Annotated in this window: 14 protein-coding genes; 6 read left to right on the top strand and 8 right to left on the bottom strand. The window is 49.0% G+C overall.

Translation table 11 applies throughout. The annotated features are described in order from the left end of the window. Positions 1 to 508: 508 nt before the first annotated feature. The gene (locus Q1A04_RS02560; RefSeq protein ID WP_299700774.1) at positions 509 to 1084 is read right to left on the bottom strand and encodes a hypothetical protein; all 576 of its coding nucleotides are present in this window, start codon (positions 1082 to 1084) and stop codon (positions 509 to 511) included. A gap of 587 nt (positions 1085 to 1671) precedes the next feature. Then, positions 1672 to 2574: a 1,4-dihydroxy-2-naphthoyl-CoA synthase gene (locus tag Q1A04_RS02555; protein WP_299700771.1), complete on the bottom strand. Its 903-nt coding sequence runs from the start codon at positions 2572 to 2574 to the stop codon at positions 1672 to 1674. A 142-nt stretch (positions 2575 to 2716) separates the two neighbouring features. Between Q1A04_RS02555 and hslV the strand changes: the two genes are divergently transcribed. The 3 genes from hslV to Q1A04_RS02540 all read left to right on the top strand — a co-directional run bounded on the left by hslV (position 2717) and on the right by Q1A04_RS02540 (position 5312). Further along, the gene (hslV, locus tag Q1A04_RS02550; RefSeq protein ID WP_299700768.1) at positions 2717 to 3259 is read left to right on the top strand and encodes an ATP-dependent protease subunit HslV; all 543 of its coding nucleotides are present in this window, start codon (positions 2717 to 2719) and stop codon (positions 3257 to 3259) included. A 227-nt stretch (positions 3260 to 3486) separates the two neighbouring features. After that, entirely contained in the window at positions 3487 to 4458 is a 972-nt protein-coding gene (locus Q1A04_RS02545) for a deoxyhypusine synthase family protein (RefSeq protein ID WP_299700765.1), read from the top strand. A gap of 164 nt (positions 4459 to 4622) precedes the next feature. Beyond that, positions 4623 to 5312: a hypothetical protein gene (locus tag Q1A04_RS02540; protein WP_299700762.1), complete on the top strand. Its 690-nt coding sequence runs from the start codon at positions 4623 to 4625 to the stop codon at positions 5310 to 5312. 96 nt (positions 5313 to 5408) lie between these two features. Here the strand turns inward: Q1A04_RS02540 and Q1A04_RS02535 are convergent, their stop codons facing one another. The 3 genes from Q1A04_RS02535 to Q1A04_RS02525 all read right to left on the bottom strand — a co-directional run bounded on the left by Q1A04_RS02535 (position 5409) and on the right by Q1A04_RS02525 (position 11368). Further along, on the bottom strand, positions 5409 to 8015 hold the full coding sequence (locus Q1A04_RS02535; RefSeq protein ID WP_299700759.1) for a M1 family aminopeptidase: 2607 nt from the start codon (positions 8013 to 8015) through the stop codon (positions 5409 to 5411). 349 nt (positions 8016 to 8364) lie between these two features. Next, positions 8365 to 10560: a catalase gene (locus Q1A04_RS02530; RefSeq protein WP_299700756.1), complete on the bottom strand. Its 2196-nt coding sequence runs from the start codon at positions 10558 to 10560 to the stop codon at positions 8365 to 8367. A 256-nt stretch (positions 10561 to 10816) separates the two neighbouring features. Continuing rightward, positions 10817 to 11368 (bottom strand): 2'-5' RNA ligase family protein, encoded by a 552-nt coding sequence (locus Q1A04_RS02525; RefSeq protein WP_299700753.1) that lies wholly within the window; start codon positions 11366 to 11368, stop codon positions 10817 to 10819. Positions 11369 to 11612: 244 nt separating this feature from the next. Between Q1A04_RS02525 and abc-f the strand changes: the two genes are divergently transcribed. Both abc-f and Q1A04_RS02515 read left to right on the top strand, forming a co-directional pair. Continuing rightward, the gene (gene abc-f / locus Q1A04_RS02520) at positions 11613 to 13544 is read left to right on the top strand and encodes a ribosomal protection-like ABC-F family protein (RefSeq protein ID WP_299700750.1); all 1932 of its coding nucleotides are present in this window, start codon (positions 11613 to 11615) and stop codon (positions 13542 to 13544) included. A gap of 197 nt (positions 13545 to 13741) precedes the next feature. Then, positions 13742 to 14224, top strand: a complete 483-nt coding sequence (locus Q1A04_RS02515; RefSeq protein WP_299700747.1) for a hypothetical protein — start codon at positions 13742 to 13744, stop codon at positions 14222 to 14224. 26 nt (positions 14225 to 14250) lie between these two features. Here Q1A04_RS02515 and Q1A04_RS02510 read toward each other — a convergent pair whose 3' ends face one another. Beyond that, positions 14251 to 15027: a DUF2490 domain-containing protein gene (locus Q1A04_RS02510; protein WP_299700744.1), complete on the bottom strand. Its 777-nt coding sequence runs from the start codon at positions 15025 to 15027 to the stop codon at positions 14251 to 14253. Positions 15028 to 15127: 100 nt separating this feature from the next. Here Q1A04_RS02510 and Q1A04_RS02505 point away from each other — a divergent pair, with 100 nt between their 5' ends. Further along, positions 15128 to 16207, top strand: coding sequence for a PAS domain-containing sensor histidine kinase (locus Q1A04_RS02505; protein WP_299700741.1), 1080 nt, complete (start codon positions 15128 to 15130; stop codon positions 16205 to 16207). 9 nt (positions 16208 to 16216) lie between these two features. On the opposite strand, the gene Q1A04_RS02500 is transcribed toward Q1A04_RS02505, so the two are convergent. After that, on the bottom strand, positions 16217 to 16633 hold the full coding sequence (locus Q1A04_RS02500; RefSeq protein ID WP_299700738.1) for a response regulator: 417 nt from the start codon (positions 16631 to 16633) through the stop codon (positions 16217 to 16219). Further along, positions 16593 to 18830, bottom strand: a complete 2238-nt coding sequence (locus Q1A04_RS02495) for a PAS domain S-box protein (protein ID WP_299700735.1) — start codon at positions 18828 to 18830, stop codon at positions 16593 to 16595. Before Q1A04_RS02495 ends, Q1A04_RS02500 begins: the two co-directional genes overlap by 41 nt. Between the last annotated feature and the right edge of the window lie 258 nt (positions 18831 to 19088).

The raw sequence follows: 19088 nt of genomic DNA, 5'->3' as shown, positions 1-19088 counted from the left end.
TGGTTGGGAAGATTTACACCTATTAAAAATCAACTTCTAAGTGGCGCTTTAGCCGGCGGCAATGCCGTTAATAGCGGGGTATTAGCGACGTTGCCACAGGCGTCAGGCTCCGGGCTGGCCACCATCTAAAGAAAGACCATCTAATCATTGGCCTCTCTATTGCGGGCAACTCTCTGTAAAAGAGCCACCTCACCGAAGTTATGCTCTTGACTTTGTCGTTTTTCAACTATAACTTCGCCCCACCAAAGTCTTGCCTGGACGCCCCCGTCCGAAAGCCCTAGCTTTCTCCCGGCTTCGCCGAAGCAAGACTTCCAGTCAGAAACTCCATTTCTTCCTTTGGCTCTTTTTCTGATCGTTGCCCGGCTTTAGTGGCCTTTGATGCCGCCCAGCCCTAAAATGCCTGAAAGCCGCGCCACTTTAAAATTCGTAAATTCACAATCACGGCCAACGGACTTGGCCATAAGGTGGCGTAGCTGGCTTATGGGTGTGGTTAGGGGTATTAATTCTTTTAGTTTTTATTTCTTCTTTTAAGATACTCTTGATGATATTTTTCCAAAGGTTCGTTGAACCAATCATTTACATAATCATAGTTGACATTACAGGACTTCCACTTGTAATAGCCGCCAAGCATAAGTTCTTCTCTTGAAACCATTGACAGCTGGTTAAATGTGTAAGGTTGATTTTTGTTATTGCTCCTGTCAAATGCTATTGAAGGAAAGCCTTGAGTGTAAAAATACCAGCTACCATTCTTTTTCTCTGCGGCCAGCATATTTACAAAGTCCATTTTAGAATCAGGTGTAGTATACACTTCTAACAAAAGTAGTAAAGCCCTGCTATTGTCTTCATTGAAAAAGACTGCACTATCTATCTGCCATTTGGATTCTCTATCAAGATGTCCGTAGAATTGAACATTTTTATCAATCCAATCTGTAACTGTGTCTTTGGCAGCGCTTCTAATGGAGTTATATTCAGCTGTATCTTTTAGTGCGTTAATATTTTCCTTTAAACAGTTCTGTTGTGCTTCAGGACCCTTACAACTAAAGAGTAGGGATGTTAGAATTAATAATGTTAAGATACATTTCATTTAATTGGAAGGTGATTTCTTAATAGTTTTTATTAACCCTAACTACCTCGAAAGCGGGAACATACGGTTATTGGCACTATGTGCGAAGGTGTAATTCTCTCTTAAAACTGTTTCAGCTTTGCCCAAAAGGTGCATAATAGCGTCTATAAGGTGAAATACTCCATTTATTGAAGATAGCAGAATATTCTGAAAGCGCCATATAGTTTAACTAAATATTAAGGCAATTGCCTTTGATTCATCTCATGAACCAGTTAGCTGTTAGAGCAAGATGATTCGCGCCCTCACTACTAACTGAAATTATAAAATTTTAATGTATAATAGATTAGTTAATGCCTCTTAGGAGGCATTAGAGTGGTTTTATATGCATTTTTTAAATGTATATATCCGTTTATAAACGATTTACCCGAATATATACGTTTAATCGTTTTGAAAATCAATGCTTTAACCTTGGCTGCTTAATTATCCCAGTGATGCTGAACCTTATTTGATAAGTAAATTGCATTTAACCGGAGTTGCCATAGTGCATGACAACAAAAAAGCCGCTCCATTACAGAGCGGCTTTACTATTCTATACCTGAAGGCTATACTTACGGAATCCACTTAATGTCAGAGAAGTCCGGCTTTCGTTTCTCTAAGAAGGCGTTGCGACCTTCTTTAGCCTCTTCCGTCATATAGGCGAGGCGGGTGGCTTCTCCGGCGAACACCTGCTGGCCTACCATGCCGTCGTCGGTGAGGTTGAAGGCGAACTTGAGCATCTTGATAGAAGTAGGGGACTTGGCCAGAATCTCCTGTGCCCACTCGTAAGCGGTGTTTTCCAATTCGTCATGCGGAATAACGGCATTTACCATACCCATGTCATAGGCATCCTGTGCGGAGTAGTTTCTGCCCAAGAAGAAAATCTCGCGGGCACGTTTCTGACCTACCATCTTAGCTAAGTAAGCCGATCCATAACCACCATCGAAGCTTGTCACATCGGCATCGGTTTGTTTGAAGATCGCGTGCTCCTTGCTGGCCAGCGTGAGGTCGCATACCACATGCAGCGAGTGTCCGCCACCCACGGCCCAACCCGGCACAACCGCAATCACCACCTTCGGCATAAAGCGGATCAGGCGCTGTACTTCCAAAATGTTCAGGCGCGGCATACCTGCTTCGTCTACATAGCCTTGGTGGCCACGGGCGTTCTGGTCGCCGCCGCTGCAGAAGGAGTATACCCCGTCTTTCGTAGAAGGCCCCTCAGCCGAGAACAACACCACACCGATGGAGGTGTCTTCACGGGCATCCAAGAAGGCCTCGAACAGTTCGGCCACTGTTTTCGGACGGAAGGCGTTGCGTACGTTTGGCCGGTTAAAGGCGATGCGTGCCACGCCGTTTGACTTTTTGTAGGTGATGTCCTCGTATTCTTTTACGGTCACCCAATTTGCTTTGCTCATATCGTATGTATTTTGAAGCTGAGTATCTAATCGTAAGGCAAAGATAGCAAAAGGCGGCATGTTTTGGCAGGCGCTTTCCGTTGGCAGGTAGCAGGGGTAGCGCTTTGGTGACTTAACCCGACAATTTGTCGGCTGCTATACCTTTGGCTTTTTGTTTGCGATTGCCGTAGCTAAAGCAAGAGATATAAACCAACACATAGCAATGGCAAAAATAAGATCGACTACAGTAGTAGGTATATACCACAACGGAGAAGTGTGCGTAGGCGCCGACGGGCAAGCCACCATGGACAAGCACATCGCCAAGAGCAATGTTAAAAAAATCCGCAAGCTGCTCGACGGCAAAATCGTGACCGGCTTTGCAGGCTCCACCGCTGATGCCTTTACCTTGTTGGAGCGTTTCGAAGAGAAACTGAACGCTTACCAGAGCAACATGAAGCGCGCCGCCATCGAACTGGCCAAGGACTGGCGCAAAGACCAGTACCTGCGCAAACTTGAGGCCATGATGGTGGTGGCCAACAAAGAGGAGTTGCTGATCATTTCGGGCACCGGCGACGTGCTCGAGCCTGACAACCAGATTGCGGCCATCGGCTCGGGCAGTATGTTTGCCCACGCAGCAGCCCTTGCCCTCAAAAAGCACGCCCCGCATTTGTCAGCAGAAGAGATGGTCCGTGAGAGCCTCACCATCGCCGCCGACATCTGCATTTACACCAACCACAATCTAGTGATCGAAAAACCGGCAAAGTAGGGCAGTTTATAGTAAACAGTAAACATTTATCAGTTATCGATTTATGGTAGGGACAGGTCGCGACCTGTCCAAATCGTGCATGTGTTTTATACCTGAAGCATGCTGCTGTAATGGAAAATAAACTTTATGGCACTGATCAACGAATAACGATAAACGATTAACAAAATATGTCTTAACTTGCCACAACCTAGCCCAATCCAAGGATTGGCTGGCTTTATGAAACAACTATGAACGTATCAGAATTTCTAAAAAAACACTACAAACACTTCAACGCGGCCTCTGTGATAGACGCTGCCGAAGGATATAAGACACACCTCAATAACGGAGGTAAAATGCTTGTGACCTTGGCTGGTGCCATGTCTACGGCCGAGATGGGTATCATTCTCGCCGAGATGATCCGTCAGGATAAGATCCACGCCATTTCCTGTACAGGTGCCAACCTCGAAGAAGATATCTTCAACTTGGTGGCGCACGATTTTTATGAGCGCGTGCCGCATTACCGCGAGCTTTCTGCCGCCGATGAGGAGGAGCTGCTGAGCCGCCACCTCAACCGCGTAACCGATACCTGTATACCTGAAGAGGAGGCCATGCGCCGTTTGGAGCATACGGTGCTTAAATATTGGGAGAAGGCTGACAAAGCCGGAGAGGCGTATTTCCCGCATGAGTTCTTCTACCAGATTCTGTTGAGCGGCGATTTGGAGCAATACTACCAGATCGACCCGAAGAACAGCTGGATGCTGGAAGCGGCCAAAAAGAATTTGCCGATCATTTGCCCGGGCTGGGAAGATTCCACCTTGGGTAACATCTACGCCGGTCACGTGATCAGCGGCGACATCAAAAATGTGCATACCGTGAAGACGGGTATACAGTACATGATGGAGCTGGCGGAGTGGTATACGAACACTGCGAAAGAAGAGTCCACAATCGGTTTCTTCCAGATAGGTGGCGGTATTGCCGGTGACTTCCCGATCTGCGTAGTGCCGATGCTGCACCAAGACTTACAGCGCGATGGTGTGCCGCTTTGGGGCTACTTCGCCCAGATATCTGACTCCACCACCAGCTATGGTTCGTACTCGGGTGCTGTGCCAAACGAGAAAATCACATGGGGTAAGCTCGGCAAAGACACACCGAAGTTTATGATCGAGTCTGATGCCACAATTGTAGCGCCGCTAATTTTTGCATTGGTGCTGGATATGTAATCTCCAACAAAGGATTTCAGCTTAAAACTTGAATGAAGAGGCTAACTGTTAACGCAGTTAGTCTTTTCATTTTAAAACTTATGTATCATTTTATTATCAAAAAATATAAAATACTGTATAAATGAGTAAAGCATTCAACTTAAAAATGTTTTGGGATGAGCACAATGAAAAGTAGAGTTACGTTAAGAAAGGAGGAGGGGCATGGTGCTGTAGACAGCGATTTTCGTAAACCTGTGCTGCTCATGGGATTCAGGGTTGCTTTATACAGCCTGTTGTTGTTCACTCTGACTGAGATTATTCTGTTAGATGCTCATCGTATTAGTCGCCAGTTCTCGGAGCAGTCTTACACAGAGTATGCACAAGAGGTTTTCTTACTTGTGTCGACTCTCATATTTTACCTCAGCGTGCGCTTTTTCCCGAATCAGGCTGTTGTCGGTCTGCTCTTAGGCGGACTTTTCGGCATGTCACTGATCCGGGAGTTTGATGCTTTTTTGGATGCGCACGTAGCCCGGCACACATGGAAAGTGCTAGCCTATTCCCTCGCCATTGTAACGGCTTTTCTGGTATATAAAAAGAAAGAGTTCTTCTGGAGACAGCTGGACGGATTCATCCGCACAAAAGCCTTTGGTATTGTAATCGCGGGGATGCTTTCTGTCTTTATATTCAGCAGACTTTACGGCTTGGAGGATATTTGGCTTGCGCTAATGGGAGAGGAAAAATACATGTACGAAATCACACGTATTAGTGAGGAGTCTGTTGAGTTGCTCGGCTATACCCTTATCATGATCGGTGCCATTGAGTACATAATAGACCTAAGCACTTCCTCAAAAAGAAAGTCAACTTCAATTAGTTAAGAATCCAGTATTACCCCCATAAAACTGAAGCCGGCCAGATTCCACATAAAGTAGGAATCTGGCCGGCTTCAGTTTTAAATTGTGGTACAGGGGGGCTTAATTTGTTTGTGCGCCCCTCAGTAGTTTTTCAGCTCTGAACACATGGTCGGCGGCTTGCAAAATCTTGCCCTTCAACTTCGGGTTGTAATCGGGGTGAGCATCCAAGAAAGCGCGTATGGTAGCAGCAGCTGTTGGCGTCTGGTAATACCCGAAGGTTGACTGCAGCCAATTTGTCGGGAAGAAAATGTCACCTGTTAGCTGTATCTCTTCCACTAGTTCCAAACTCTGCTGTAGGTACTTCTCCGAAGCAGCGGCGCGCAAGGGATGGTGCAAATAGGAGAGAGCCGACGCCACCCAAGCTTCTTTGTCGCGGTTGCTGCGGTCCTTCAGCGAGGCGAAAAAAGCGTCTCGCACCTGCTCATCGCCAGACAATGCCGGCATCAGAAACTGCAGGCGCTTCTGGCGGTCCGGGTTTTTGATGCGTGACAGCTGTTGCTTTAGTATACCTTCCGAATTAGGATAGTCGCGCACGGCCAAGGAGAGGGCAAGCGAGGTATAATCGTCCTCAGTGAGGGTAATGCCCGCCGGTGCCTTCTGTGCTTCCCATACCTGATGCAAACGGTTCTGCGCTTCTTTGGTCAGGGCGATGCTCTGGTAGGTCTTGAACAGTAGCTTTTTGGCGTTGCCGGACTTTTGCTTTTCCATGGCTTCCCACAGGTTTTTCTCAAAGGCAGGCGCTATTTCTGTTCTTTTGGCAGGCATTGTATACCTCCAGTAGGTATCGCTCAGGTAGCCCGTCAATAGCTTCAGGTTGAGTTCATCTGTTTCCATACCTGACTCAAGCAGCGCAATGGGCAGCAAAAGGTCAGGCGTTACCGTCCTGCCGTTGAGCATGTTCTCGTAGAGGTTGATATAAGTGGCAGCGCGCATTACAGGGTTTTGGAGCTTTTGGCTTATACTGCCCCCATTCCTCAGATCCAGCGGAAACACGCCATAGCCTTGTCCGGAAGAGTTAAACAGCACCGTAAGCGGCATACGTTTTCCAATTGCATCCGTCAGTTCCACTTGTGCTTTGTCCATGTTCACGGTGAACTCCTGCACGCTGTCTTGGTAAACCAGTGCCACTTCAAAAAGCTGCGGCCAGAGACGGTCCGATCCGTCTTCGGCTTTTTGGTTAATCGTGAAGGAGCTGATCTTGCCATCCTCCACTTGTAGGTCATAGTCGAAAACGGGCCGGCCCGGCTCGTTCACCCATACCTGATTCCAAGTCTGCAGATCGGTGGGAGTGCGGGCATCCAGTATTTCGATCAGCTGTGGCCAAGTGGCGTTACCGAAGGCATATTTCTTCAGGTATACCCGTAGCCCTTCTTGAAAGGCTTTCTCACCCATCAATCGCTCCAACTGCCGCATCATTATGGGGGCTTTGTGGTAGATGATGTGTCCGTAGAGGGTACCGGCATCCTGCAGGTTCGCGAGGTCCTGACGAATCGGATTAGCGCCTGCGGTGCGGTCTATACTGTAAGCCGCTGGGAAGTGGTCGATCAGAAATTTGAGGTCGTAGTTACTGTCTTTTACCGTCGTCTTCGAGATTTTGTCTGCCATGAAATTGGCGAACACCTCTTTCATCCAGACGTCATTGAACCAGCGCATGGTCACGAGGTCGCCAAACCACATATGCGCCGTCTCGTGCGCGATCAGGTTAGAGCGGGCCACCAGCTGGTCTTTGGTAGATCCTTCGTCCAAGAAGAGGGTAGAGGCCTTGTAGTCGATCGCGCCGACATGCTCCATACCGCCGTACTGGAAGTCAGGTATAGCCACAAAGTCGAACTTCTTGAAAGGGTAGGGGATCTGGGTATACTCCTCCATGAAAGCCAGTGCATCACGGTGGATGCTGAAGATCGGATCCACGCTTAACTTAAGTTTATCCGGGTCCGTTTCGCGATGATAGAAATGCATTGTACGGCCGCCCTCACTGTTGCTCAGTTTATTGAAATCCCCAGCAACAAAAGAGAACAGATAAGTCGGAATCGTATCGGATGGCTGGTAGTTATAGGTCTTGGTATTGCCATTCATCACAGAATCTTGCAGCGGAGCATTGGCCAGTGCTTTCCAGTTTTGCGGCAACGTGAGCGAAAGTTTGAACACCGCTTTCAAATCGGGTTGATCGAAGGAGGGAAAAACTGTGCGGGCGCGGTCCGGCACCAGCAAGGTATACAGGAAGTCCTCATTGCGGTTGAGCGAGAGGTTACCGGCAGTGAAGTCGATCTGCACTTCGTTTCGACCAACCTTCAAGTGCTTTGGTGCGATGACAATGTGCTCCTTCTCAAACAGTAGCGGAATCTCCTTGCCGTTCACTTTCACCAGTTGTAGGTTTTCCTGCTTTTCTTTGAAGTCAATCTGCAGGGGCTGGCTCATGTCGCTTAAGTCAAACGAGATGACTTCAGAAGCAGGGATAGGCGCCGTTTTGCTCGCTGGCAGTTGCAGTTGTATGTCATACTGCACGTTGCGCAGCGTCTTGTTTCGGTGCTCCGCTAGTTCGCGCGACACGCCTGTTTCGACAGGCAAGGTATAGGAGCTCGTCGCTGGACCTTTGCTGCAAGCTCCCAACAATGTGAGAGATAAGGCAAAGGCTGTTGTTTTTAAGGTATAGGCGTATGGGTTCATTTGCTTTTAGGATGATTGTAAAGATAAGGAAAATGGGAGAAGTAGTAATAACGCATATTAAGCTTGGCAACCAAGCATGACAACGGCCTAAGTCCCCCTTCGAAGGGGGCAGGGGGATGTTAAGTTTTAGCAAATTCTCACTTGTCCTCAAGGGGATAGTTTTCGGCAGAACCTAATGGCCTTACCTCTCGGGAAGAGCAGGGGATAACAATTGTCCGCTGTTCCCCTCCTGTTTTTGGGGTAGGGGCCCTCTTCAAAAGGATGAAGCTAGGAGGAGGTATAAAAAGCAAAAGCCGCGAAAATCGCGGCCTTTGCTCCAAACAAACAATCAATAACAAACATTAAATGCTTATGCAGGTGTCATGTTGCGCTCACGATCCCAGTGGCGGTGCTTCTTGATCGCTTCAATGAACTTGTCGGCAAAATTACCGGCGTCAGCATCGCTACCAGCTGTTACCACTCCGGTATGTGACACCACTTTACCAGAGTCTTTGTCGGCGAAGTTAACACCTACTACGAAAGCCTTCTCTAGCATATTGATACCGAAACCGGAGGTGGCAATCGGTTTGCAGTGCTTGAATGCCTCACTTACAAAATGGAGCGCATCACCGAACTGCATCATCTTGCGCACGCTCTTCTCACCGTCCGGAATGTACACCGCGTCAAACATGATAGAGCCGGCCGAAACATGGTGCTTATCTACTTCAATTTCCTGTCCGGTGCTGGAAATACGTTTGCCGAGCAGCTTCGATATGATCTTGGCGTGGGCGCCGGCAGCCTCCAAGGCTTCCTTCACCTGCATCACCTCGTTGTAGTCAAAACCGTCCTCGATCAAAATAGCCACTCTTCTGGATTTGGCTGTTTCGATTTTGTTTTTCTCCATGCTAATGGCAGTTGACTCTTTCACAGACTTACCTTTGCTGATTTTTTGAGAAGCGTCATCTTCTACAAAGTTGCCAGTCGGTTCAGAGTCCTCGTCTATTGGCATCTCAATGCCTATGCCGGCAGCCACCAAGGCGGCAAACTGCGGATCTACTTTGTAGAAGTTGGCAACTTGTCTTCTGCGAACATCTTTACTCTCTACTTTACCCAGTTCGAAGTGAGCGGCCGATACCAAGTGTTCTTTCTCAGGCTCAGTCAGTGAGTTCCAAAATAAGGTGGCTTGGCTGTAGTGGTCATTGAAACTCTCGCTGCGTGCCCGGATCTTGTGGCCATCCACTTTCTCCATGTGGTGCACATAGCCTCCCATGTTCTCAGGGGCCATCATCGGGCAACCATGGCCGAGTGAGTTTGGCCAGTAGTTTACCTTGCCTTTGCCGATGCCCATGCGCATAAAGCCGGCGCCGTGGTGATTGTGCACTGGGGCCACCGGACGGTTAATCGGCACTTCTGCAAAGTTGGCGCTGCTGAAACGGTTTATCTGCGTGTCAATGTAGGAGAAGAGACGCCCCTGCAGCAGCGGGTCGTTGGTCACGTCGATGCCCGGCACCAAATTACCCGGGTGGAAAGCTACCTGCTCTGTTTCGGAGAAGAAGTTGTCCGGATTGCGGTTTAGTACCATCTTACCGACTTTGCGTAACGGCACCAGTTCTTCAGGAACAAGTTTGGTGGCATCCAGCAGGTCAAAGTCATATTTAAATTCGTCCTCTTCCGGAATCAATTGTACAGACAATTCAAACTCTGGATAGTCGCCCATTTCGATTGCCTCCCACAGGTCACGGCGCAACCAGTCGGGGTCTTTACCGGCTAGTTTCTGTGCCTCGTCCCAAACCAAGGAGTGCGTGCCCAGCTTTGGTCGCCAGTGGAATTTCACAAAAGTAGCTTTGCCTGCCTCGTTTATAAAACGGAAGGTGTGCACGCCGAAGCCCTGCATCATGCGGAAGCTGCGTGGGATGGCCCTGTCAGACAACACCCACATCAGCATGTGCGTTGTTTCGGGCATCAGTGAGGCGAAATCCCAAAAGGTATCGTGTGCGGCGGAGGCCTGTGGCATCTCATTGTCCGGCATCGGCTTGATGGCGTGCACGAGATCCGGGAACTTAATCCCATCCTGTATAAAGAAAGGTGGCATGTTATTGCCCACCAAGTCGTAGTTACCCTCTTCGGTATAGAACTTCGTGGCAAAACCCCTTACGTCGCGTACGGTGTCGGCAGAGCCGCGTGAGCCCACCACTGTCGAGAAGCGCACGAATACGGGCGTCTTGGAGCCGGGGTTAGTTAAGAACTTGGCTTTAGTGAATTGCTTGAGTGTGTCGTCATAAGGCTGAAAGTAACCGTGAGCCGCTGAGCCTCGGGCATGCACCACGCGCTCAGGTATAGACTCATGGTCAAAGTGGGTCATCTTCTCACGGAAGTGAAAGTCCTCCATCAGGGTCGGCCCACGTTGGCCCGCTTTTAGGGAGTCATCCGTGTGGTTGATCCTGACGCCTTGGTCAGTGGTCATGTACTCGCCTTGGCCATCTTCGCGGAAGTGCTCTAACTGTCTGTCTTTGCTGTTCTCATCTACTTTGTTGGATTGACCTTGCTTGTTTTCTTTCTCTTCCATGTTTTTTGTTTGTTTTAAAGTCGTACTGGTGGAAATTTTAAGGATTTTTATGGCTTGAAGTCAATCAAAGAATACGGTTCAGTTTTTTAAGGGGTTGAAAAAATTTTCACAATAGCTCATTAAAATAATATTAAAATAAGACTTTGCCTGTTTCTGAGCATAGAAAAGCCCGTATAGACCTCCTTAGGACTATAATACCGGAACTTCTGTGGTATATTTAAAAGATAGGGCTTAGCGTGCTAAAAGACTTGCTCTGCTAAATGGTGAGTTCTTTGCGACTGAAGGTATACTCGTCCTCCTTCAGGTAGTAGTCACCACATTTTTGTAGAATGGTCAGGTTGTCGATCCTGATCTCCCAGTTAAAGTTGTAATTAGAAAGAAAAGTCAGCACGGGTCCCAACAGTTCGGGGGTAGTATCGCCTAGGGCCAGTGAGATGTGCGGCAACCACATGTTGGGATTGTAATAGATGCCCATTTCACTGCTCATCTCCGAAATATCGCGGTGCAGGCGGGCATGGAGCTGGTTGAGCATGTTGGTGCGCAGCACCGGTATGTAGATGACTGGCTTCTCTCCCGGAAATACGCCGAGACCAGTGGTACGGATGGTAAAAGGCTCCGTCTCCCGGCTTGTCTGGTCGAGGTATTGCTGGAGCTCCTCCATGTCCGGAATTTCTGCGGTCAGTAGGGTAAGGTGTGGATAGGGTGTCATCTTCACTTCGTTGAGGCCAAATTTCTTGTCCAACAACTCAGTCAGTTCATCCACACGCTTAGAATGGGATTGGTCGAGCAGGGAAGTAACTGCGATCATAAAAGGTCAGTTTTTATTGCTGTTCTCACGTCACGTACATGCAATTTTCAAAAGCATAAAACTATAAAACGGGGCCCTGTCGAGAATGTTTACACCTGACAATGTTCTTTAACCGCCCCGGCAGGGTAATCTGATTTATTTTGTACGTAAGACACTGACTTTGGTCTGTTTGCGTGCGCTTTAGCGTGCAGTGTGGCGATGTATCCCAAATTAAGTACCTTTGTGTTTTAGCTTTCCGAACCGTATGATCTCTATCAATAACCTCAGTTTCCACTTCGGCAGCCGTCCCATGTACGAGGATGCCAATCTGCACATCAAGCCAAAGGACAAGATCGGCCTGATCGGTCTGAATGGCACGGGCAAGTCTACGCTGCTGCGCATCATTGTGGGAGAATATAAGCCAGATGGCGGCAGCATTCAGATGGGCAAGGAGACCACGATTGGTTTCCTGAACCAAGACTTGCTGAGCTATGAAACGCATGAGAGCATTCTGTCGGTGGCCATGCAGGCTTTTGACGAGGCCATATCTTTGCAGAAAGAGATTGACCAAGTTCTGGTAGAGTTTGAGAATAACTTCCATGACAACTTGGTAGACAGGCTGGCCACCTTGCAAGAGCGCTTTGAGGCGCTGGGTGGCTATACCATGCAGGCCGAGGCAGAAGCCATTCTCGAGGGCCTTGGCTTCACAACCGAGGAACTGCAGAAGCCTTTGGCTTCCTTTTCGGGTGGCTGGCGTATGCGCGTCATGCTGGCCAAGATTCTCTTGCAGAAACCATCGCTGCTGCTGCTCGACGAACCGACCAACCACCTTGACTTACCTTCCATCAAGTGGCTCGAGTCTTACCTAGACCGTTTTGAGGGAGCCGTAGTAATCGTGTCACACGACCGGGAGTTTCTCGATAAGACAACCAACATCACGGTGGAGGTATCAGGCGCCAAACTCAATGTGTACCCAGGCAGCTACAGTTTTTATGTAGAAGAGAAGGCGATGCGCAATGAGATCCAAAAAGGTGCCTTCGAAAACCAACAAGCACACATACGACAGACGGAGCGTTTTATCGAGCGCTTTAAGGCCAAAGCCACCAAAGCCAAACAGGCGCAAAGCCGCATGAAGCAGCTCGAACGCATGGAGCGCATCGAGGACGTGGCCCCTGACGCCGCCAAGGTGAACTTCAGCTTTAAGTTTAACGTCCAGCCCGGTCGACATATTCTGCGACTCGAGCACATGAGCAAGAGCTATGGCGACAAGATGATTTTCCGGGATACCAACGTGCATGTAGAGCGAGGCGACAAAATCGCGCTGATCGGTGGCAATGGCAAGGGAAAGTCCACGCTGCTGCGCATTATTGCCGGCACCGAACCAATACAGGGCAAGCGCGAACTGGGGCATAATGTGATCATGTCGTTTTATGCACAGCACCAACTAGAGGCGCTTTCTGTGGAGAATGAAATGTTGCAGGAACTGCAGCAGGCCGGTTCTGGCAAAACGGAGATGGAACTGCGCACGCTGCTGGGCTCCTTCCTTTTCACGGGCGATCAAGTTTTCAAAAAGATAAAAGTGCTGTCAGGGGGGGAGAAGAGCCGTGTGGCGCTGGCCAAGACGCTGATCTCGGAAGCCAATTTTCTCATGCTCGATGAACCGACTAACCACTTGGACATGCAGTCGGTTAACATACTAATCCAAGCGTTGGAGCAGTATGAGGGTACTTTCATCATTATTTCGCACGACCGCTACTTTGTGGAGAACGTGGCCACCAAAATCTGGTACATCGAAGATTATCAGCTGAAGGAATATCCGGGCACTTACCATGAGTATGAGGCTTTTCAGGAGAAGCGCGAGAAAGAGCAGAAGAAAGAGGCCGCCGCTGCGGTACCTGCCGCCAAAAAAGAGGAGCCAAAGCCACGCCGCGACAATTCGGAATTCAATGCGCTCAACAACCAGCTCAAGCAGGTGAACCGGCAGCTCAGCGAAGTGGAGAAGCAGGTGCAACGCCTCGAGCAGGAACTGGCAGGTTACGAAACACAATTGGCAGACCCCAAGGTATACGGCAACCCCAACCTGCTACAGGAGACTTCACAGAAGTTTGAAGTGGTGCAAAAAGAGCTAGAGACCACTAACCAAAAGTGGGAATCGCTGATGCTGGAAGCCGAAGAATTAGAGTCGAAGCTCGGCTAAAATAAGATCAGTGCAAAAATAGAAAGCAGCATAGGTGTAACCTATGCTGCTTTTTTATTGTACTAAATAATTGATACTGAATGCTCCCTGTTTGTGAAGTAGGTTGAATATAGTGCAAAAAATTAGAGAGGGAGTTATTGTATATTAAATTAATTGAATATATTTAGTCATGTTTTACACGCTCCTAATCTATACTTATGAAAACTTACTTAATGCTTGTAGTGCTGGTTATTGCCGGCCTGCTCAACCAATCGTATGCTCAGAGTCCTGATGAGATTGTTGTACAAAAGAAGGGTTTAGGTTTTGCTTATTATCTCGATGGTCGTGAAATAAGTAAAAACGAACTGTTGTACGTTCTTGAAAGCGATCCAGCAGCTGAGCGCATAATCAAAAAAAGCCATCGTAATATTTTTCCCGGTAAAGTACTACGTTATGCGGGGGCTGCCTCACTCGGTCTGGCCGTTGGCACTTACGTAACAGGTGGGTCTCCGAGCTGGGCTGCTGCTGGTATCGGGGCCGCACTGGTTGTTGTAAGCCTCCCTTTTACAGGTGCTGTGCTCAAACGCGAACAACAAGCCATCTATGCCTACAACGGCACGGTACGCTACGCTTCAAAGCCTAAAGTGGATATGACACTCGGCTACGAGCAGCACGGGGCAACCTTAAAAATTAGTTTTTGAATGAACTTCCTGACAGGTCTTGCCTGCTAGTTTTGGGGCTTAGGCTCTTTGCTTCTGAGGTCAATGTTGTGAAACAGCCAGAAAACCAACGTATGGTTACTTGTGAAGCGGCCGGCTTTGGTGGACTGCACATAGCGGTTCATATAGCCAGCCTGCAGCATAAGAGCCCTGTAGCGGGCCGCGGCCATCAGCGAGACCCTGTTCTGGTCAAACGGAGCGACAACTTCCCGTCCTAGATTTACCATCAGCTCGTTGGCCAGCACCAGACTCGGGACAAGCTCACCCATAGCCAAGTCAGGGAAGTTGCGACGGAGGATCGTTTGCAATCGCGCCCGGTGATTAAAGGTATAGCCCGATGCGATTTCGCCGTCCGCCACCCGCTGACGGTAGCGAAGGTCCCAACGCAGGCGGTGCTGCAAGGCAAAATGGCCGCCCAGTGGCGTAGGAATGACCACCTGCCCCCAAGGGCGGTGCTCCCGCCTGCGGAGTTCGTCGGACACCGGAAGCCTCACATGCGCATAGCCTGCCGTCAGATCTATGCGGTGCGGGAAGTGCTTGGTCAGGCCGGTGCGCGCCACACCAAAACCGTTTGGTATGTAATGAAAATCATTCCAGATGGAAAAGTGCTCCGACACGCGGGTGCTGTTCATATAGCCGAGCCATAGCTGCTCCTCGTGCCGTACCTCTTTTTGCTGTGCCTCCACCGGCAGGGCTCCCCACAGACAAGTCACCACAAGCAGGGCGGCCCAAAATCGACCCCGGTTCAGTAAGTTGTTGTCTGTTAGTGGGTAGCAGTGTAACATGACACGAATATAGCATGAAAAGGCCAAACGGCATACTTGGCTGTTAACATCCGCAGCGGCCTTGCGTAATTACAGTGCGCGCGAGCACAATTCATTTTTTATGATGAGCGATTCAAACACCATTGAGCAGATAGGCAGACAAAGCAACAAAGTACTTTTTCAGTACAGTCTCTCACAACAACGATTCGAATACCTTTCAAAAGCCTTCTACGACATCTGGACATTGGACAAGCATGAAGTAGAAAAAGAGCCACTGCGCCTGCTCGACACGGTGGAGGAAGAAGACCGGCCGGCCGTACTGCGCTGCTGGCATAAACTGCTGAAGGGTGACCAAGTGGAGGAAACCATCAGCGTGAAGCAGGGGAAGCGCCAACGCTTTGTGCACTATGATGTATACCCGATACAGGACAAAAATGGTACGGTGGTAGCTCTAGCCGGCATGGCAGAGGATGTGACTAAGCAACGCGAGTTTCTGGACTATCTGGCTGAGTTCGGGCAGCGAAAGAACAGTGTGCTCGAGATGGTGTCGCATGACTTACGAGGACCTTTGGCTGTCGTGAAAAGCGTGGCCGGACTGCTCCGCAAAGACTGGCAGGACCAGCGCCATGAAGATATCAACACCTATACCGATATCATTGAAAAGGCTTGTGTGTCTTGCACCGACCTCATCAACGACCTGCTTAACGAGGAGCATTTGCGATCAACGGAGACATACGTTAACAAGACCCGGGTAGACCTGAATGAGCAGATACGCAACGTCGCGGAGTTTTATCGAAAAGGAAAGGTAGTGAAGCAGTCCATTGTGCTAGACCTCCCGGATGAACCCTTGGTAATGCCTCTAGATCAGATCAAGTTCTCGCAGGTTCTCAATAACCTCATCTCAAACTCTATAAAGTTCACGCCTCCTCAGGGCCATATCTCTATTCGTGCATACCTAGAAGGAGAGGAAGTAGTAGTGGAGCATCAGGATGATGGCATAGGTATACCAGCGCACATGCAGGCAGGACTTTTTGAAAGGCATAAAAATGTGGGCAGGAGAGGGCTGAACGGAGAAGAGTCGCGTGGTCTCGGGCTGTCTATTGTGTACGATCTGGTGAAGTTGCAAGGGGGCAGAATCTCAGTGCACAGCAAGGAGCATGAGGGCACCTCCTTTACCATCAGACTGCCTTTGCTGGAGTAATAGATAGACTCAACGATTCGATGCCCTGTGTGCCTGCCGGATAAAATCTAAACTTTCGTCGTCGAGGGGCTTGTGCAGAAAGCCCTGCACCAGACGGTAGTTTTTAGAGCGAGCCTTGTCACTGGCCGCAATGGAAGAGGTCAGGATGAAGATGCTGGTTCTGCCTTGGAATTTTTGTTCACACTGGCGCAGGGTCTCTAAAAAGTCCCATCCGTTTTTACCCGGCATGTTCAGGTCAAGCAGAATCACCTCCGGCAAATCTGTGTGGTTGGAATCAGACAGCTGCCGCAGCGCGGAGTCGGCAGAGGTATAGGTAAGGACCTTGGCAGCAAAGCCGGACTCCTCCAGCACTAAAGATGAGAGAAAGAGGCTGATGTCGTCGTCATCAATTATGTATACCTTGTTGACCATAAGCAGCCTGATCAAATTGAATGGTGAAGATGGTACCAGCCTCAGGTTGGCTGTCCACTTCAATTTTTCCTCCAATAGCGCCTACCTGCATTTTTACAAGATATAGACCTATCCCTTTTCCTTCGGGGCCTGCATGGAAACGTCTGTAAAGCTGAAAAAGGCGCGGTCTTACCACGTTCAAATCCATGCCGCTTCCATTGTCTCGCACCTGCAGACGCAGACCGTACTTATCCCTTACGCTAGTGAGCTCAATAAGTAGTTCACGCAGCCCAGATTTATATTTAATGGCATTAGTAATCAGGTTATGCAGAATGCTGTAGACGTAGGCGCGGCTCGCCCAAAGCATATCTTCGTCCGAGAGATCGAGCTGTATGCTTCCGCCAGCTTGATCCAGCAGGTGCTGCAGACTTTGTATCACTTCGGCTGCCACTTCCGGCACACGCACCAGTTCACGGGCTTCATCTACATTCGCGGCGCGGACCGCCAAGATCTTGTTCAAGTCACTGATCACGTCATCAAGGCGGCGTGCCGATTTCTCTAAGTTCTGAAGGCCCAACTCAAAGCGGGGGCCGTTTGGTTCCAGTTTCTGCAGCATGGTGGAGAGGCCAACCAGATTGGCAACGGGAGCCCGCAGGTTATGCGACACAATGTAGTTGAACTGCTGCAGGTCTTGGTTTTGCAGGTATAAGTGCTCGGTCGCTTTCAGCAGCTGCTCTTGGTCAAGCTTGCGCTCTGTTATGTCGGTGTGGATGTATACGTGCTTTATCACTTCTCCCTTGTCGTTGGAGATAGGCGAAATGGTGATGTCAGACCATATAAGGTCCCCGTTTTTTTTGTAACCACGCTGCTCTTTGCGCATCGGAATGCCTTTTGTCAGCTGCTCCCTTATCCAAATGATCTCATTTGGGTCGGTGTCGGGAGAGGCCAGAAACTCGCTTGGCCGGTGCCCTTTTATTTCTTCCAAGGTATAGCCCGTAACTTTTGTAAAGGCTTCGTTCACCCATTCGATCCGAGCATCGTTGTTTGTGATGATGACACCATTTGTTGTCTTGCTAGCCACAAGCGAGAGCTTGCGAAGCTCCTCCTGTGCGGCTATCTGCTCCGTTATGTCGACAAAGGACACCAAGATGCCACCCTCGAAAGGATTAAGGGAAAAGCGTAATGTCACTTTCATGTCGCACATGGTTTCATCAAACACCACAGGTTTGCGGGTAGCGGCGACCTCGGAGCATTTCTGGTAGAAGAGTGTGTCTAGTAACCACGGATACTCCTCCCAAATGTGGCGCTGCATGAGATCTTCGAGGTTGCGATTGAGAAATTTAGCGAAAACTTTGTTTCCAAAACTGTATCGCCAATCACTGTCAAGTGCGAAAAATCCCTCGGTCATGCTTTCGAGAATGTTGTGCAGCTTCTGGGCTTGCGTCTGCACCAGCATATGGGCCTCTTTCTCGCTGGTGGTGTCTTTGGCAAGGCACTGCAGAGCGCGTACGCGGCCTTCCAGTATCACGGGTACAAGCGTGGCGGTCAGGTGGCGCTTGTATCCCTCCAGCGTGTTTATACAGATTTCAAAGGTGCATGACTCTCCCTGAAGCGCCTTCTCAAAAGCCCCATAAGCGACCGGAAGGTACTCTTGCAGTACATAATCCGTGAAATGACGGTTTGCATCATCTTTGCGGGAGTAACCAGTGAGGGTTATAACCGCTTCGTTGCAGGCCTCTATCTGTCCATTCAGATTGAGCGTGGCAACAAGGTCGGGGTTGTTGAAGAAGAGCGCTTTGTAGTAGGCCTGACTTTCTTTTTTATGCTGCAGCGCTTCCATATTGGAGGTAACGTCACGGGAGTTTGTCACGATGCCCTGCACATGGGGGTTGTCGAGCATGTTAGTTGCCACACAGCTGAGCCAGTGCCAATCCCCATTTTTAGCCCTATACCGGAAGGGGGACAGGGCTATCTGTTTCACACCGCCATACGTAAGCTTGTAAAGTTCCTCTCGCACAGTCGCAAGGTCATCTGGGTGCATGTGGTGCATCACATCTGTACCGAGCAACTCCTCGCGATCAAAACCTAAGATAGTGCTTATCGAATCGGATGCATATTGATAGATGCCCTCCCAACTCAGAACTGTAATCAGTTCGGAACCGTGGCGTACAATGGAGCTGTAAAAATCTGGCGTAAGGGCCAGCCCTGTGTCTTGCGTAAAATTTACATTCATGCAGGTGGTATGACTAAAAACTTCCTGAATGTAATTGTAAAAAAGTAATATGGGTTCAATTGCCCCTTTTTTTTGCAGAAATTATTGTAATTGTAGTAAGTTGGCTGTTTAATGTCCAAATATCCTGTGTTATGCGCACTTGAGCATTTCTCTGTTGTTAGCCCTCCGGTACTTATGCGTTCTTGGCGTATTATGGATAATATTGAGTTGGGGTTTGTATTAAAATTCAGTTAAAATTGCAGTTAAGCATTAAACAAA

The sequence above is a fragment of the uncultured Pontibacter sp. genome, from assembly GCF_947499215.1.
In the GTDB taxonomy this organism is placed as follows: domain Bacteria; phylum Bacteroidota; class Bacteroidia; order Cytophagales; family Hymenobacteraceae; genus Pontibacter.
This window is presented reverse-complemented; position numbering and strand designations above follow the sequence as displayed.

Bases quoted from the DNA above. Each gene is read 5' to 3' on its own strand.
- abc-f (WP_299700750.1), top strand. From the start codon at position 11,613: ATGATCTCTATCAATAACCTCAGTTTCCACTTCGGCAGCCGTCCCATG.
- Q1A04_RS02555 (WP_299700771.1), bottom strand. From the start codon at position 2,574: ATGCCGCCTTTTGCTATCTTTGCCTTACGATTAGATACTCAGCTTCAA.
- Q1A04_RS02540 (WP_299700762.1), top strand. From the start codon at position 4,623: ATGAAAAGTAGAGTTACGTTAAGAAAGGAGGAGGGGCATGGTGCTGTA.
- Q1A04_RS02515 (WP_299700747.1), top strand. From the start codon at position 13,742: ATGAAAACTTACTTAATGCTTGTAGTGCTGGTTATTGCCGGCCTGCTC.
- Q1A04_RS02535 (WP_299700759.1), bottom strand. From the start codon at position 8,015: ATGAACCCATACGCCTATACCTTAAAAACAACAGCCTTTGCCTTATCT.
- Q1A04_RS02560 (WP_299700774.1), bottom strand. From the start codon at position 1,084: ATGAAATGTATCTTAACATTATTAATTCTAACATCCCTACTCTTTAGT.
- Q1A04_RS02525 (WP_299700753.1), bottom strand. From the start codon at position 11,368: ATGATCGCAGTTACTTCCCTGCTCGACCAATCCCATTCTAAGCGTGTG.
- Q1A04_RS02545 (WP_299700765.1), top strand. From the start codon at position 3,487: ATGAACGTATCAGAATTTCTAAAAAAACACTACAAACACTTCAACGCG.
- Q1A04_RS02510 (WP_299700744.1), bottom strand. From the start codon at position 15,027: ATGTTACACTGCTACCCACTAACAGACAACAACTTACTGAACCGGGGT.
- Q1A04_RS02530 (WP_299700756.1), bottom strand. From the start codon at position 10,560: ATGGAAGAGAAAGAAAACAAGCAAGGTCAATCCAACAAAGTAGATGAG.
- Q1A04_RS02505 (WP_299700741.1), top strand. From the start codon at position 15,128: ATGATGAGCGATTCAAACACCATTGAGCAGATAGGCAGACAAAGCAAC.
- hslV (WP_299700768.1), top strand. From the start codon at position 2,717: ATGGCAAAAATAAGATCGACTACAGTAGTAGGTATATACCACAACGGA.
- Q1A04_RS02495 (WP_299700735.1), bottom strand. From the start codon at position 18,830: ATGAATGTAAATTTTACGCAAGACACAGGGCTGGCCCTTACGCCAGAT.